The organism is Kribbella sp. NPDC003557, assembly GCF_040610805.1.
In the GTDB taxonomy this organism is placed as follows: domain Bacteria; phylum Actinomycetota; class Actinomycetes; order Propionibacteriales; family Kribbellaceae; genus Kribbella.
In genome coordinates this window covers 578,143-592,834 of sequence record NZ_JBEXMY010000006.1, presented here as the reverse complement: position 1 = coordinate 592,834, position 14,692 = coordinate 578,143, and the positions used below count along the sequence as shown (strand labels likewise).

12 protein-coding genes and 1 pseudogene are annotated in these 14,692 nt (G+C 70.8%); 4 read left to right on the top strand and 9 right to left on the bottom strand.

What is annotated here, in order from left to right:
* Positions 1 to 411: 411 nt before the first annotated feature.
* Positions 412 to 1,152 carry a MerR family transcriptional regulator gene (locus ABZW60_RS27515; protein ID WP_355481522.1) on the bottom strand — a complete coding sequence of 247 codons (741 nt, stop codon included), beginning with the start codon at positions 1,150 to 1,152 and terminating at the stop codon, positions 412 to 414.
* 47 nt (positions 1,153 to 1,199) lie between these two features.
* On the opposite strand from ABZW60_RS27515, the gene ABZW60_RS27510 reads away from it, so the two are divergent.
* Entirely contained in the window at positions 1,200 to 1,469 is a 270-nt protein-coding gene (locus ABZW60_RS27510; RefSeq protein ID WP_355481520.1) for a hypothetical protein, read from the top strand.
* An 18-nt stretch (positions 1,470 to 1,487) separates the two neighbouring features.
* Positions 1,488 to 2,495: a LacI family DNA-binding transcriptional regulator gene (locus ABZW60_RS27505; protein WP_355481518.1), complete on the top strand. Its 1,008-nt coding sequence runs from the start codon at positions 1,488 to 1,490 to the stop codon at positions 2,493 to 2,495.
* A gap of 74 nt (positions 2,496 to 2,569) precedes the next feature.
* Here ABZW60_RS27505 and ABZW60_RS27500 read toward each other — a convergent pair whose 3' ends face one another.
* Together ABZW60_RS27500 and ABZW60_RS27495 are read right to left on the bottom strand one after the other, a co-directional pair.
* Positions 2,570 to 5,374, bottom strand: a complete 2,805-nt coding sequence (locus ABZW60_RS27500; protein WP_355481516.1) for an alpha-glucuronidase family glycosyl hydrolase — start codon at positions 5,372 to 5,374, stop codon at positions 2,570 to 2,572.
* A gap of 14 nt (positions 5,375 to 5,388) precedes the next feature.
* A complete protein-coding gene (locus tag ABZW60_RS27495; RefSeq protein ID WP_355481515.1) occupies positions 5,389 to 7,632 on the bottom strand; it encodes a family 43 glycosylhydrolase in 2,244 nt (747 codons plus the stop codon).
* 230 nt (positions 7,633 to 7,862) lie between these two features.
* Here ABZW60_RS27495 and ABZW60_RS27490 point away from each other — a divergent pair, with 230 nt between their 5' ends.
* On the top strand, positions 7,863 to 9,431 hold the full coding sequence (locus ABZW60_RS27490) for a gluconate transporter (RefSeq protein WP_355481513.1): 1,569 nt from the start codon (positions 7,863 to 7,865) through the stop codon (positions 9,429 to 9,431).
* 14 nt (positions 9,432 to 9,445) lie between these two features.
* Here ABZW60_RS27490 and ABZW60_RS27485 read toward each other — a convergent pair.
* Positions 9,446 to 10,267, bottom strand: a pseudogene (locus ABZW60_RS27485) (cation diffusion facilitator family transporter).
* On the opposite strand from ABZW60_RS27485, the gene ABZW60_RS27480 reads away from it, so the two are divergent.
* Positions 10,214 to 10,408, top strand: a complete 195-nt coding sequence (locus tag ABZW60_RS27480; protein WP_355481816.1) for a metalloregulator ArsR/SmtB family transcription factor — start codon at positions 10,214 to 10,216, stop codon at positions 10,406 to 10,408. The pseudogene ABZW60_RS27485 and the gene ABZW60_RS27480 overlap by 54 nt on opposite strands.
* Here ABZW60_RS27480 and ABZW60_RS27475 read toward each other — a convergent pair.
* The 5 genes from ABZW60_RS27475 to ureB all read right to left on the bottom strand — a co-directional run bounded on the left by ABZW60_RS27475 (position 10,405) and on the right by ureB (position 14,684).
* Positions 10,405 to 11,067: an urease accessory protein UreD gene (locus tag ABZW60_RS27475; protein ID WP_355481511.1), complete on the bottom strand. Its 663-nt coding sequence runs from the start codon at positions 11,065 to 11,067 to the stop codon at positions 10,405 to 10,407. The genes ABZW60_RS27480 and ABZW60_RS27475 overlap by 4 nt on opposite strands.
* On the bottom strand, positions 11,051 to 11,776 hold the full coding sequence (gene ureG / locus ABZW60_RS27470) for an urease accessory protein UreG (RefSeq protein WP_355481509.1): 726 nt from the start codon (positions 11,774 to 11,776) through the stop codon (positions 11,051 to 11,053). Before ureG ends, ABZW60_RS27475 begins: the two co-directional genes overlap by 17 nt.
* Positions 11,769 to 12,323, bottom strand: a complete 555-nt coding sequence (locus tag ABZW60_RS27465; protein WP_355481811.1) for an urease accessory UreF family protein — start codon at positions 12,321 to 12,323, stop codon at positions 11,769 to 11,771. Before ABZW60_RS27465 ends, ureG begins: the two co-directional genes overlap by 8 nt.
* Before the next feature lie 335 nt (positions 12,324 to 12,658).
* Positions 12,659 to 14,362, bottom strand: coding sequence for an urease subunit alpha (locus ABZW60_RS27460; protein ID WP_355481507.1), 1,704 nt, complete (start codon positions 14,360 to 14,362; stop codon positions 12,659 to 12,661).
* Positions 14,355 to 14,684, bottom strand: a complete 330-nt coding sequence (gene ureB, locus ABZW60_RS27455) for an urease subunit beta (protein WP_355481505.1) — start codon at positions 14,682 to 14,684, stop codon at positions 14,355 to 14,357. The genes ABZW60_RS27460 and ureB overlap by 8 nt, the downstream gene beginning before the upstream one ends.
* Positions 14,685 to 14,692: the final 8 nt, after the last annotated feature.

The following is a 14,692-nucleotide window of genomic DNA, read 5'->3' as shown; positions in this document are numbered from 1 at the left end:
TTGCGGGCTGGCGCCGCGGGTTTCCGGCTTCCGCCGGGGGTTGCGGGCTGGCGCCGCGGGTTTCCGGCTTCCGCCGGGGGTTGCGGGCTGGCGCCGCGGGTTTCCGGCTTCCGCCGGGGGTTGCGGGCTGGCGCCGCCGGTTTCCGGCTACCGCCGGGCCTGCGGGCTGCCGCCCGCGAGTTCGCGCTGCCGCGCGGGCGGAAACCGCGGGCCTGTGTGCCGAGCAGGACGCCTGCCCTCGTTCCGGCGTTGCCGCCCCAGGTTCGGCGCTGACCCACTCGAGCTCGTCTGTCCGTAGCCATGGACGCGCTGCCTGATCTCGGCGAGGGCGACGAGCCGGTCACTCGGGAGGTCCTCCGTCGCGCCGAGCCCAGGCGCTCGAGCCGGTCGTGGGTGTACGTCGGCTGAGTCTCACCCGCGGGTTCGTAGGCCTTCACGGATGAGGGTGTCGAGGTGTTGCCAGGCCGGTGACGACTCGTTGATGGAGGATTGGACGAGTTCGGGGAGGGCTGCCAGCTCGGCGGGAGACTCGGTGAGGTCGGCGGCGGGGTAGCGGTCGAGGGACGCGGTGACGATTCGGTGGGCCAGGTCGGCGAGGGCCGGGTCTGCGGGGTCCAGGTCGTGGGCGCGGTCGTACTCGAGGTAGAGGCGGCGTAGTTCCGGGTCGTTCTGGGCTTGGGACTGGTCGATGAAGTAGCGGCGGGCCGTGTCCGGATACGTGGCGAACGTGAGGATCCACAGGTCCCGCTCCAGTGCGATCCAGCGGTCGGAGAAGCCGAGGTCGTGCAGCCGGAGGAGGTGCTGCTCGACCTCGGGGGGCAGGAACGGGCTGTTGCCGGCGGCAAGGTGCTGCAGGCGCGTCCGGGTGGCGGTCAATCGTTCGATGCGTGCGGTCAGCTCGGCCTCCGCCGCGGCGGCTGCTGCCTCGAGCTCGGCCGGTGACCCGGTGGACAGCCGCGCGATGGTCGCGAGCGGCAGGCCGGCCTCGGCCAGGGTACGGATCTTGACGAGCTCGACGAGGTCCTGCGCGGAGTACCGGCGGTAACCGGACTCGTCGCGCGGCGGCTCCGGGAGCAGGCCCTTGGCGTGGTAGACCCGGATCGTCTTCGTCGAGACACCGACGTACTGTGCCAGCTGGCCGATGGTGATCACGACACCAGCTTGACCCTTCCCCTGGGGCAATGTCGCACGATGCCGGTATGACGAGCTTCGATCGGGAGACCCTCCGCGCACTGGCCGACGAGGGCAACGAGCGCGCCCTGGACCGGCTGGCGGACCTGGCCGAGGAGCGCGGCGACGTACAAGAGCTGAGTGACCTGCTCGACGAGGGCTGCCTGCACGCGGGCGAACTCCTGACCCGCCGCGCCGCAGCCGCCCGCGACCTCCGTGAACTCCAACGCATCGCCGACGCCGGCTACGACGAGGCAAGCGAAGTACTCGACCGGTTGCTGTCCGTCGACCCCGACTGATCCAAGTATCGTGGCGGTATGAGTGTGCAGCGGCGGCCGACCATGTATGACGTGGCCGCGCTGGCGGGGGTCTCGCATCAGACGGTCTCGCGGTACTTGCGGTCGGATCCGACCGTGCGCGCGGACACCCTCGTACGGATCAAGGCCGCGATCGACGAGCTGGGCTACCGGCCGAACCTGATGGCGCGGGCGATGCGCACGCGCAGCACCGGGGTGGTCGCAATCATTCTGCCGGGGTGGACCGGGCCGGAGCGGACCGTCGCCGCGGCGTGCGAGGAGGCGCAGCGGCTCGGGTACCAGGTGGAGATCGTGATCGGCGTCGACGAGGATCCGGCCGCGCTGAGCCGGCTCGCCGACGAGATCCTGGGCCGCGGGCAGGTCGACGGCGTGCTGTCGGTGACGCCGCTGACGGTGAACACGAACAGCGCGGGCGTCGTCGTCCAGACCGCCGAGTTCGACCATCGGCTGCATGCCGTCGAGGCGGTCGCGGCGGACGAGGCGACGATGGACGAGATCCTGGAGCGGCTCGCCGGGCTCGGGCACCGCGACTTCTTCCACGCCGCGGGGCCGCAGGACTGGAAGTCGGCGCAGCTGCGCAAGTCCGGGTACTTGAAGGCGTGTGAGCGGCTCGGTCTGCGCTCACACGGCGTGTACGACGGCCCGTGGCATCCGGAAACCGGGGCCGGCGCGGTGCGGTCGCTGCCCGACGACACGCCCGTGACGGCCGTCGTCGCGGCGAGCGATCACATCGCGGCCGGCGTGCTGCGCGCGGCGTTCGAGCGCGGCTGGCGCGTGCCGGACGACCTGAGCGTCACCGGATGGGACGACCTGACCCTCGTTCGGTACGGGACTCCCGCGTTGTCCACGGTCCGCGTCGACCGCGAAACCTCCGGCCGGCACGGCATGCGCCGCCTGATCGCAGCCATCCGCAACGAACCCGAACCGCCCCCGCTGGCCGCGGCCCCGACCGAGATCGTCTTCCGGGAAACCACGGCCGCACCCCGGAGCGGGCCCCGCCGGAGCTGACAGCGGCCGGCGGGTTGTTTCACCGCTGACGGGTTGCAGCGGGCTATCGGTGAAACAACCCGCCAGTGGCATGGTCAGGTGAGGACGAGGGCGCCGAGGTGCCAGAACCGGTCCGGCTCGCTGTCGAGGACCAGGTCGGCGGTGCGGCCCGTGGGTCCGCCGTCGAGGTCGGCGTGCAGCCAGGTGAAGATGCCGCCGGGCAGGTCGGTGGACGTGGCGAGCACTTTGTTGCCTTCGGCGATGATCGTCGGGGGACAGTCCGGACCGCCGTCGCCGACGAGTGCCGACAGACGGACCGGGCCGGGCGGCAACGTGATCCGTAGCGTGCGCGCCGGGTAGTCACCGCAGAAGTCCCGGCGAAGCGCGTCCCAGGTGCTGCCGCGATCGCGTCCCTGCGGTGCCGTGCCGACCCATCCGTAGCCGAGAGTCGTGTTCCAGGTGCTGCTGGGGGAGACCCGCGCGTAGCCCGTCACCAGCGGGCTGTCGGCGGTCCCGATGTCCAGCGCGAGATGGCACTGCGCGGCGTCCGGCGTGACGACGAAGGTCTGGTGCCGCGAACTCAACGCCGTCTGCGCCGGTGTGATGTCGATCGACAGGTCGACGTGATCCGCGATCAACGGCGGTGTCACCGGCAGGACGACCGTTGCGGCTGCACCCGATCCGACCGTCGCACTCGCCGTATCGCCCTGCCACCCCGGGTCCACCGGGTGCACAGTCGCCTCGAACGACCGCGCCGTGCTCGTCGCGTTGGTGACCTCGACCGCGAGACTGTTCGCCCGCCCGCCGATCAGGAGTTGCCCGTTCGGATAGGCGAGCTGCAACCATCCCGGCCCGCCCGACACGATCCGCGAGTAGCCGTAGAAGTACGAGACGATCGTGTCCCGCCAGCGCTCCGCCTCGATCACCTGCGCGTCGAACGAGGCGGCGATGTCGTCGTACCGCGCCCGGTCCACCTGTCCCGCCAACCGGCCCCACGCCCGGCGGAACGCCACGGCCCGCTCGTAGCCGTCGAAGTGACTGTCGTAGATGTGCTGGATGACGGTCTTCCCCGAATGCAGCTGATGCGTGTACGGCGCCCAGTGCATGAACAGCAGCAGCTCGTCCGGGCAGTTCTCCAGCGAACCGTAGACGTCCTGCCAGTGCTGCGTGTACAGCCCGGTGAATCCGCTGCCGGTCGCCGCGGTCCGGTCGAATCCGGTGCCTTCGGCGGTGGTGTGGTGCGACAGGTTCTGCGTGGTCGTCGGCGCCGGCGCGAAGTGCGAGCCGAGCGGATACGTCAGATAGCCCATGCCGAGCGGCGACGTGTAGCTCTCGTACGTCTGCCACGACTGCAACATGATGGCCTTCAGCACTGACTTGAGCTGCGCGTCGGCGCCGAACGTGAGCTCGATCCACTCGGACACGATCTCGTCCGCGGACAGTCGCGGGTTCCACGCCAGCCGGGCGAACCCGTGCGTGTTCGCCGCGCCGAGCTGGTAGCCGGTCCAGTCCCGGTCGTCGCCCAGATTGACCACGCCGGCCAGACCGACGTTCTCCTGGTCGTACGCGACGCCGGTCACGATGTCCGCGACGGTGGACGCCTTGCCGGTGCGCGTGTCGAAGCCCAGGATCGACTTCCACTCCGGCACCAGGTAGCACAGATGCGTCGAGTGGCCCGTGTACTCCTGCGTCACCTGCAGTTCGATCATCTGGTTCGTCCGCGGCAACCCGCCGAACAACGGGTTCACCGGCTCCCGGACCTGGAAGTCGATCGGTCCGTTCTTCGTCTGGACGACCGCGTTGCCATGGAACTGCCCGTCGAGCGGATGGAAGACCCGGTACTGGTACTCCGCCCAGTCGTCGAACCCTTCGTGCACGAAGGACCGCCACACGAGCTTCCCGTCGTACGGAGCCAGGCGGTCGGCGAGCATGTTGGCGCCTTCGGCATGCGTCCGCCCGTAGTCCAGAGGCCCCGGCTGCCCCTCGGAGTTCGCCTTCACCAGGAACCCGCCGAAGTCCGGGATCAGCCGGTAGATCTCGTCGATCTTGTCCTGCCACCACTGCTGGACCCGCGCGTCGAGCGGATCGGCCACGGTGATGGGCGACGGCTGGTCCTTGGTCAGCGTGATCGGTGCGGCGTAGTTGGCCGACAGCCACAGCCGCACCCCCCACGACCGCAGTACGCCGGCCAGCGCCGCCAGGCCCGGCAACCGCTCGGAGCGGAGGAACTCTGCGCTGGCGTTGACGTTGTTGACGACGGTGTGGTTGATCCCGACGGACGCGAGGATCCGGGCGTAGTCGACGTACCGCTCGCGGAGCCCGGGGAGTTCGTCCCAGGCGAAGATCGACTTGCCGGCGTACCCGCGTTCGATGCTGCCGTTCAGGTTGTCCCAGTGGTTGAGCATGCGCAGCGGGGCCGCGGGCCGATCGGTGAGGTCCAGCCGGTCGAGCGGCCGGCGACGTTGCAGCTGCTGCAGGAACCGGAACGCGCCGTACAGCGCTCCACGCTCGCCGGCCGCGGTGATGTCGAGCCGATCCGCGCGCCGCTTGATCGTGAACCCCTCCGCGCCGAGGGCACTGTCCGCACCGGTCCCCACGACGACCGCGCCCCTGCCGATCTGGTCGCGCACCGGTATCGATCGCCCGAGCAGGCCGGACAGTCCCCGGGCCAGCTCGGCACCGGCGGATCGCAGTACGGCGTGGTTGCCGAGCACAACGACATGCGTGAACGCGGCGCGGTAGCGCGACAACAGGGCGCTGTCGTCGACCAGCCGGTAGCGCAGCCAGAGGTCGTAGCCGTCTTCGTCGGCCGGTACGGCGAACGCGGCGCCCGGCAGGAGACTGGCGGCCAGCGCACCGGCCGCACCGGCGGCCAGCAGAGTGCGGCGGGTGATCGTCATCGGCTGCTCCCTCGTCATGACTGGTACGTCCGCACGTAGTCGAACCGGGCCGTCGTGCCGGTGCCGCCCATCGAGATGAGACCGAGCTTCAGCGGTCCGGCGTCAGCGGGCAGATACCAATAGCTGCCCCACTGCCAGTGCCGGCCGTCCAGGCTCGTCGCGGCCTGGAACAGGTGCTCCCCGGTGTCAGGCTGCGTGGTGTGGCGCAACCTCAACCACAGGGTGTCGGCGCTCGGACCGAGCTGGATCGCCTCCGCCCAAGGGGTCGCGTCCGCTCCGGGCCACAGGAAGGCCTGCTGGACGGCGCCGGTGCGTGTCGGTGCGAGCTGCAGGGATTGGGTCCGCGATGCCCAAGCGATCAGGCCGGCGCGGGCGTTGCCGGTGCTGCCCGCGAACGGCAGCGACAGGCGCGTCTCGACGGTGTAGTCACCTTGCGGTGCGTCGCGCAGGAGCACGGTGGCGAGGTTGTCCTCCTTGCTGAGGTCGTTGGCCTGGGTGTCCCAGACGAGCTGACCGTTCTCGAGGCGGCCCTGGTTCGCGCCGGTCCATTGCCAGTGCGAGTCTGCGTGGTCGAACTCGTCGCTGAAGCCGGGGAGAAGCTTGCCGACCCGCGGGTCGGCGACCTTGTGCGTGACAGGCTCGTAGAGCTTTGTCATCGCGAGGTTGTCGCCCTGGGCCGGACCTGCCAGACCGATCTGGGCGGGGCCGGCGAGCCCGCTCGCGAGTCGCACGTCCAGTTCGCCCAGCGCGTTGTCGCCGAGCGCGGGGGCGACCTGGACGTTGGCGCGGTCGCCGCGGACCTCGACACTCACGGAGTGCCAGGTGTCGTACCGGAAGCCCTGGTAGAGCCTGGTTTCCGAGGTGCTGACCAGCCTCCCGCCGACGCGCTGCTCGACGCGGAGCGAGCCGCGGGCCGGGTCGAGCCAGGCGACGGAGTAGTTGCGCGGCGAGTGGTACGCGAAGACGAGTCCCGCCCGGCCGGTCGACGTCCGGAGGTCGCCTTCGACACGGTAGTCGGCCGGACCGCCGGCACGGCTCACCAGGAGCGACGAGGCATCGGCGGATGCGGCGTACCCTCCGCTCGATGCGTCCTGGCCGACCGTCCACTCGCCGCTGAGCGCACGCCAGTCGGACAAGGAGGTGGAGTTGAAGGCGCTGCCGATGGTCGGCGCAGCGGCGGGTGCCGGCTGGGGTTGGTCGGAGGTCCACAGGCCGGCGCGGACCGTCGGCCAGCCGTCGATCCAGTCGAGGCGGTCCATGGACTGCGGCCGGCCGCCCCAGGTGTGGTCGGCACGGATGTCGGAGTTGACCAGGTTCCACTGCTGCCCGGAGCGGTCCACCGTGACCGCGTTGTGCCCGGTGGCGGACAGCGAGTTCCCGTTGAACGAGTTCACGATCGTGCCGCCGGGGCGATCGGCGGTGAGCGATACGCCGTTCTCGTCCACGAACGGGCCGGTCGGCGAGGTCGAGCGACCGACGAGCACCGGGTAACCTCCGCCGCCGACGTTGCCGATGCAGCAGCCGTAGCCGGAGTAGAACAGGTAGTACCAGGGGCCGCGCTTCGTCACCCAGGTGCCTTCGCCGCGCTCACCGGCGACGACCTGCTGCGACGTACCGATCGTACTGCGGCCGTCGGGCGACAGCCGGACGACGTGCAGACCGCCGCGGCGGAACGAGCCGTAGTACAGGTACTTCGTGCCGTCGTCGTCGATGAACATCATCGGGTCGATCTCCATCACCTCGCTGTCGGCGACGAAGTCCACGACGGGATGGCCGATGTCCTTCCAGGGGCCGGCCGGTGAGTCGGAGATCGCGAGGCCGATCGCGGCGCCGAGCGGCGTGGAGCTCGGGGCCGAGTAGTACATGTAGTACTGGCCGTCGACGTACCGGACGTCCGGCGCCCAGTACCCCTTCTGCGGCCAGGGCGCCCACTCGGGATGGTTCGCGGCGCTGAATGCGTCGCCGAGGAACTCCCAGTGCACGAGGTCGAAGGAACGCACCATGGGGATCAGGTGCTGCGGGCCGCCGTTGTCCGCGTTCTCGCGGGTCAGGCTGGTGTTGGTGGCGTAGGAGTACCAGGCGCCGTCCTTGGCGCGGATCAGCCCGACGTCGGAGAACGCCTGGACGATGTCACTCATCAGCGGATTGGTCGAGGTGCTCCGCGGGGGCGCGGCGCCGACCGGCGGCAGTCCGACGCCGGCGATCAGCGCCGCCACCAGGCCGGCGAGGAGCAGACGGAACGACACGGTTCGAGGCATGACAGCAGGTCCTCACTGGGCGGGGGAGGTCTGACAGCGATCAGCTGCTCCGCGAGCGGGGTCGCGGTGCCGTGTTATCGATCACCCAGACCGTAAGTGATCGATAACATTCCCGCAAGAGCTCGTCGGCCGGGAGGTTCGGCGACCACGAATCGCGCGTCGGCCCGTGTGGCGCGAGGCCCGGTGGGACACTGCGGAAGGGCGGGGTCACGGAAGGGAGCGGTGAAGGTATGGGTATCGCTTACGAAGTCGGGCTTCCACTGGTGGCTGACGCGGACGTCAACGCGCCCTGGAACGGTCACGACACCCGGGTGCTGGTCGTTGCCGCGCTGGGGATCGCGCTCATCGTGCTGCTGATCGTCGCGCTCAAGGTGCACGCGTTCCTGGCGCTCACGATCGGCGCGCTGTTCGTCGGCCTCGGGTCCGGGATCGCCGCGGGCGCGGTCACGAAGTCGTACGAGAACGGCGTCGGCAGCGTCCTCGGGTACGTCGGCGTGCTGATCGCCCTCGGCGCGATGGTCGGCAAGCTGCTCGCCGACTCCGGCGGGGCCGATCAGGTGGTCGACACGCTGCTGCGCGGCCGGGCCGGCGGGCTGCCGTGGAAGATGGCGCTGATCGCCTTCATCATCGGGATCCCGATGTTCTTCGAGATCGGGCTGGTCCTGCTCATCCCCGTCGTGGTCCTCGCCGTCCGGCGGACCGGCGCCCGCGCCATGCTGCTCGGGATCCCGGCACTCGCGGGTCTGTCCGTCCTGCACGGTTTCGTGCCGCCGCACCCGGGACCGCTGGCCGCGATCGGCGTCCTCGGCGGCAACGTCGGCATCACGCTGGCGCTGGGTCTGCTGGTCGCGATCCCGACGGTGGTCGTCGCGGGGCCGCTGTTCGGGCGCCTGGCGGCCCAGTGGGTGCCGATCGGCGCCGCCGGCGCGGCCCTCGAGGTCGGCGCCGGCCACCAGCAGGCCGAGGTCCACCCGGGCGGACCCACCACCATGTCCTCCGGCTCCACCATGTCCTCCGGCTCCACCATGTCCTCCGGGTCCTCCGAGTCCTCCGCGTTGCCCGGGTCGTCCGGCTCGTCCGGGGCGTCGGTCGTGGACGGGGACGGCGCGCCGGCCGGCTCGGTGCGGACGCGGACGCCGAGCTTCACCGCGACGATCGTGACGGTCCTGTTCCCGGTGGCGCTGATGCTGCTCAAGGCCGCGTCCGACGTGTGGATGAGCAAGGACAACCCGCTCTACCCGACCCTGCAGTTCATCGGCGATCCGGTGGTGGCGCTGCTGATCGCCGTCCTGCTCGCGATGTACACCTTCGGCACCGCGGTCGGCTTCGGCGTCCCGGAGCTGAGCCGCAAGATCGGCACGAGCCTGCTCCCGATCTCCGGCGTGATGCTGATCGTCGGCGCCGGCGGCGGCTTCAAGCAGGTCCTGGTGGACGGCGGCACCGGCACGGCGATCGCCAAGATCGCGATCGCGGCCAACCTGTCCGCCCTGCTGCTCGGCTGGATCGTCGCGGTCCTGATCCGGCTGGCGACCGGCTCCGCGACCGTCGCGACCGTGACCGCGGCCGGTATCGTCGCACCGCTGGCGACCGGCGAGAGCACGACGCACCTCGCCCTGGTGGTGCTGGCGATCGGCGCCGGCTCGCTGTTCTTCTCCCACGTCAACGACGCCGGATTCTGGCTGGTCAAGGAGTACTTCGGCATGACCGTCGGCGAGACCATCAAGACCTGGTCGGTGATGGAGACCATCATCTCGGTCATGGGCCTGGCGTTGACCCTGCTCCTGTCCACCTTCCTCTAGCGGCGCCGGAGTCCTCAGCGGGTGACGAGGTCGTGGGCCGGGGACGCGTCGTCGGGCAGCGGCTCGGTATGGATGGTCGCAGCCGTCAGGTGGGGTACTGCGTCGATCAGGGCGCGCTCCACCTGGTGGCTGAGGTGGTGGGCGTCGATGAGCGGCGTCTTGGAGTGAACGGTGATGCGGGCCTCGGCGCGGAGCGTGTGGCCGAGCCAGCGGAGGTGGATGCCGGTCACGTCCAGTACGCCGGGAACGGCGCGGACGAGCGCCTCGGTCCGGTCGACGAGGGCCGGGTCGACCGCGTCCATGAGGCGGCCGTACACCTCGCGGGCCGCGTCCCGCAGGACGAAGAGGATGGCGACCGTGATCGCCAGGCCGATGATCGGGTCGGCGAGCGGGAAGCCGAGCCAGGCGCCGGCGGCGCTGAGCACGACCGCGAGGCTGGTGTACCCGTCGGTGCGGGCGTGCAGCCCGTCCGCGACCAGCGCGGCCGACCCGATCCGGCGCCCGGTGCGGATCCGGTACTGCGCGACGAGCTCGTTGCCGGCGAACCCGACGACGCCGGCGACGGCCAGTACGCCGACGTGGCGGACATCGGCGGGATGCACGAACCGTCAGATCGCCTCGTACCCGGCGTACACCGCCGAGGCCGCGATCAGGAGCACCACGACGACACCGGCCAGGTCCTCCGCGCGCCCGAATCCATAGGTGTACGAACGGGTCGCGACCCGCCGGCCGACCAGGAACGCGATCGCCAGCGGGATCGCGGTGAACGCGTCGGCGTAGCTGTGCAACGTCTCGCCGAGCTGGCGGGCGCCGCGCCGACCGCGGTCAGCCAGCACCTGGCGAAGCTCCGCCTGGCCGGCCTGGTCAAGGGACGTCGCGAAGGCACGTTCGTCTACTACTCGGCGGCCGACCACCACGTGAAGCGCCTGCTCGATCAGGCGTTGTTCCACGCCGAGCACCTGGATCTGCCGGACTAGCTCATCAGCGTGCTCAGGTGCTGCTCGTGCATCAGTTGCCGGGCGATCGAGCCGGGGCGTTCGAGCTGCAGTGTCTGCGGCGCTTCGGGGAGGCGGAAGCCGAGAGCGGTCACGGTGTCGAGGCAACGATTCGTGCCCATGACCGCCCAGCCCGTGCGGGCCTCCGGTGCGAGGTCGAGGTCCTCGGCAAGGAGCAGCTCGTCGGCGAGCCAGGCACGGGTCGAGGTACGCAAGGTGCCGCCGGTCTCGCCGTGCCGGCCGAGGACGAGCGACTCGCGCAGGTGCGCCGTGCAGCCGTCGTCGAGGTGTGCGGTCGTCGTACGGGTGACGTCGGCTCCGGCTGAGACGACGAACGGTTCGGCGTACCACTGCAGGCCGGCCCCGTCGGTCAGCCGGATGTCGACGTCCCACCGCGCCGAGCCACCACGCATGCCATAGGCAACGGTTCCGGCGGTCTCCACGATCTCCAGCCGGACGGCGCCGGAGACCGCGATCTCGATCCGTACGTCGTCCCCGGCGAGCAGCAGCGCGCCGGCCGCGACGAGCGCGACCCGCACCACGCCGGCCGAGCCCGGGAGTCGCCGTGGTGACAGGTGATCCGTCGTCAGCAGGCAGCGATCGCGCACCGGGTCGGCGACGACCTCAATGCGCGTGGACATGGGTGACGACTTCGCCGTTGTCCCCGACGTGCGAGTGCGGGGCCATCGGGCCGGGGTCGACGGGCGTGTGGTCGCCGGTGCGTACGGCGGACGCCATCACGCGCACCCACTCCTTCAGGCGGGCGACCGAGGCCGCGTCGGTGCGGGACAGCGCGATGACGGGCTTCCCGCCGCGGGCGTGCTCGGCGTCCTTCACCATCCGGTCGACGTCGACCCCGACGTACGGCGCGAGGTCGGTCTTGTTCACGATCAGCAGGTCGGCACGCGCAATCCCGGGGCCGCCCTTGCGGGCCACGTCGCCACCGCCGGCCACGTCGAGCACGAAGATCTGCGCGTCGACGAGTGCGGGGGAGAACGTCGCGGTGAGGTTGTCGCCGCCGGACTCGACCAGGACGACGTCGAGCGGGGCGAAGTCGCGTTCGAGGTCCTCGACGGCGATCAGGTTCGGGGTGACGTCGTCGCGGATCGCGGTGTGCGGGCAGGCGCCGGTCTCGACGGCGCGGATCCGTTCCGGGTCGAGGACGCCGGCCGCCTTGAGCATCCGGGCGTCCTCGTCGGTGTAGATGTCGTTGGTGATGACGCCGAGCCGGAGCTCGGCGGACAACTCGCGGCAGACGGTCGCGATCAGCGAGCTCTTCCCGGTGCCGACCGGGCCGGCGACACCGAGCCGGAAGGAACGCGTCTCACGCAGGTCAGGCAGGTCAGGCATGGAACAACCTCATTCTCTCGATGGCATGGTTGTGTGCGAACACGTCGATCAGGGGTGCGCCGCCGGCGGGTACGGAGTCCGGGTCGGTGAGCGGTGCGACGTCCTTGACGAGCCGCTCGATGTCGTCGTGCAGACCGGCCAGCCAGGTCGCCGCGTCGGCCGGATCCACGGGCAGCAGCTTCAGCGACGCCGACATCACCGTCTGCGCGTCCTCGTACGCGACGATCCGCGCCAACTGCTCCGCGGACAGCCCGGTCACCGCCCCGACCACCCCGAGCACCACGGGCCGCGCGATCTCACCGTCCGCGGGCAGATACGCCCCCACCCCAGGCCAGACCCGCCGAGCCAACCGCAACAACAAGCGCCCCTGCCGCCGCGCCACCCCCCGCGCCACCTGACTAGGCACCCGGGCCGCCCAAGCCTGCTCAATCACCCCAACCCACACACCCCCACCGCCACGCGGCGGCCCACCTCCAGCCGCCTGGACCGCCCTGACCCACTCCCGCCCAACGGTTTGTTCGTCGACTCGTGGAGGGTGGCTGAACATTTGGTGCCGTTCTTCACGACTCGGCGAATCGGGGAAGGACCTATGCACACGACTCGGCGAGTCAGGTGTTGCAGATTGGAGGGCGAGGTGGCGGGTGACCACGGCCACTGCGGCCTCGATCCGGGTGACGGTGCGGAGGCGGTCGCGGGCGTAGGTCGCGACGTCGCCGAGTTGCTTGCCGTCGGCACCCAGGCCCGCGCGGACGGCGGGCTCCAGCCCGGCCGACTGGGTGTGGCCGCCGGTCGGAAGGCGGCCGTCGGCGAGCATCAGCGCGACCAGCTCAGCTGTGCCCATCAGAACGTGCCCATCAAAATGTGCCCATCAGAACGTGCCCATCAGAACATCGCGTACAGCTGGGCGAGCGGGAGCACCGAGGCCGGCGCCGGCTCGACCAGCTCGCCGTCGACCTTGATCGCGAACGTCTCCGGGTCGATGTCGATCGCCGGCAGCGCGTCGTTGTTCTTCAGGTCCGCCTTCGTGACGTCGCGCGTCGGCCGGACGCCGAGAAGCTCCCGGCGCAACCGGAGCCGCTCGGCCAGTCCGTCCTCGAGCGCGGCCGGGGACACGAATGTGTACGAGAGATCCGCACCGATCGCGTCACCGAACGCGGGCCGCATCAGCACGGGCTGCGGTGTCGGGATCGACGCGTTCGGGTCGCCGAGCGCGGCCCAGGCGATCGCGCCGCCCTTGATCACCAGGCTCGGCCGTACCCCGAAGTACCGCGGGTCCCAGAGGGTGAGGTCGGCGAGCTTGCCGGTTTCGACCGAGCCGACGACGTGGTCGATGCCGTGCGCGATCGCCGGGTTGATCGTGTACTTCGCGACGTACCGGCGGACCCGCTCGTTGTCGGCCGGAAGGCCGCCCGTCAGTGGGCCGCGGCGGTGCTTCATCACGTGCGCGACCTGCCAGGTCCGGGTGATCACCTCGCCGATCCGGCCCATCGCCTGCGCGTCGGACGAGGTCACCGAGAGCGCGCCGAGGTCGTGCAGGATGTCCTCGGCCGCGATCGTGGTGGCCCGGATCCGGGACTCGGCGAACGCCAGGTCCTCGGGGACGTCGGGGCTGAGGTGGTGGCAGACCATCAGCATGTCGAGGTGCTCGGCGACGGTGTTCACGGTGTGCGGCAGCGTCGGGTTCGTCGAGCCCGGGATGACGTGCGGGTACGACGCGATCGACAGGATGTCAGGGGCGTGCCCGCCGCCCGCGCCCTCGACGTGGAACGCGTGGATCGACCGCCCGGCGATCGCGCCGAGCGTCGACTCGACGTACCCGGCCTCGTTCAGGCTGTCGGCGTGCAGCGCGACCTGCAGGCCCCAGTCGTCCGCGGCGCGCAGGGCGGCGTCGATCGCGGCCGGCGTCGATCCCCAGTCCTCGTGCACCTTGTACCCGGCGGCGCCGGCCAGCGCCTGCTCGGCGAGGGCCTCGGCGCTGATCGTGTTCCCCTTGCCGAGCAGCAGGATGTTGAGCGGTATGGCGTCCAGCGCGCGATGCAGTTGCTCGAGGTGCCACGCGCCGGGCGTGACCGTGGTGGCCTTCGAGCCCTCGCTCGGACCGGTCCCGCCGCCGACGATCGTGGTGATCCCGGTGGCCAGCGCTTCGTGCAACTGGGAGGGGGACAGCAGGTGGACGTGCGAGTCGATCGCGCCGGCGGTCAGGATCCGTCCCTCACCGGCGATCACGTCGGTCGACGGCCCGATCCGCAGGCCGGGATCCACGCCGTCGGCGATGTCCGGGTTGCCAGCCCGGCCGAGCGCGACGATCCGGCCGTCGCGCAGGCCGACGTCGGCGCGGACGATGCCCCACCAGTCCACGACCAGCACGTTGGTGATCACGGTGTCGGGCGCGCCTTCCGCGCGCGTCGTCGTCCCTTGCGCCATCGACTCCCGGATCGACTTGCCGCCGCCGAAGATCACCTCCTCCCCGCCGACGGTGAGGTCCTGCTCGACCTCGACCCACAGGTCGGTGTCCGCGAGCCGCACCTGATCCCCGACGGTCGGCCCGTACAAGGCGGCGTACGCGGCCCGCGAGATCTCAACCACGATCCACCTCGCCCCCGTCCGGTTTCAGCTGGATTCCCGGTACGCGGCGGTTCCCGCGGAGCGCCACCAGCGCGACCTCGCGGGAGGCGCCGGGCTCGAACCGCTGCGACGTACCGGACGGGATGTCCAGCCGGAATCCCCGGGCGGCGTCGCGGTCGAACGACAGCGCGCTGTTGGCGTCGGGCAGATGCAGGTGCGACCCGATCTGGATCGGCCGGTCGCCGGTGTTCACGATCACCAGTCGCGAACGCTCGTCGGCCGGGCGATCCGCGTTCAGCTGAATGGTTCCCGGCCGCACACGCATTGCTCCTGGAGCATCCATGGGTCTCC

What these genes read in the sequence shown, in the direction of transcription:
- ABZW60_RS27510 (WP_355481520.1), top strand. Translation starts at nt 1,200, where the DNA reads ATGACGAGCTTCGATCGGGAGACCCTCCGCGCACTGGCCGACGAGGGC.
- ABZW60_RS27505 (WP_355481518.1), top strand. Translation starts at nt 1,488, where the DNA reads ATGAGTGTGCAGCGGCGGCCGACCATGTATGACGTGGCCGCGCTGGCG.
- ABZW60_RS27500 (WP_355481516.1), bottom strand. Translation starts at nt 5,374, where the DNA reads ATGACGATCACCCGCCGCACTCTGCTGGCCGCCGGTGCGGCCGGTGCG.
- ABZW60_RS27495 (WP_355481515.1), bottom strand. Translation starts at nt 7,632, where the DNA reads ATGCCTCGAACCGTGTCGTTCCGTCTGCTCCTCGCCGGCCTGGTGGCG.
- ABZW60_RS27490 (WP_355481513.1), top strand. Translation starts at nt 7,863, where the DNA reads ATGGGTATCGCTTACGAAGTCGGGCTTCCACTGGTGGCTGACGCGGAC.
- ABZW60_RS27475 (WP_355481511.1), bottom strand. Translation starts at nt 11,067, where the DNA reads ATGTCCACGCGCATTGAGGTCGTCGCCGACCCGGTGCGCGATCGCTGC.
- ureG (WP_355481509.1), bottom strand. Translation starts at nt 11,776, where the DNA reads ATGCCTGACCTGCCTGACCTGCGTGAGACGCGTTCCTTCCGGCTCGGT.
- ABZW60_RS27465 (WP_355481811.1), bottom strand. Translation starts at nt 12,323, where the DNA reads ATGTTCAGCCACCCTCCACGAGTCGACGAACAAACCGTTGGGCGGGAG.
- ureB (WP_355481505.1), bottom strand. Translation starts at nt 14,684, where the DNA reads ATGGATGCTCCAGGAGCAATGCGTGTGCGGCCGGGAACCATTCAGCTG.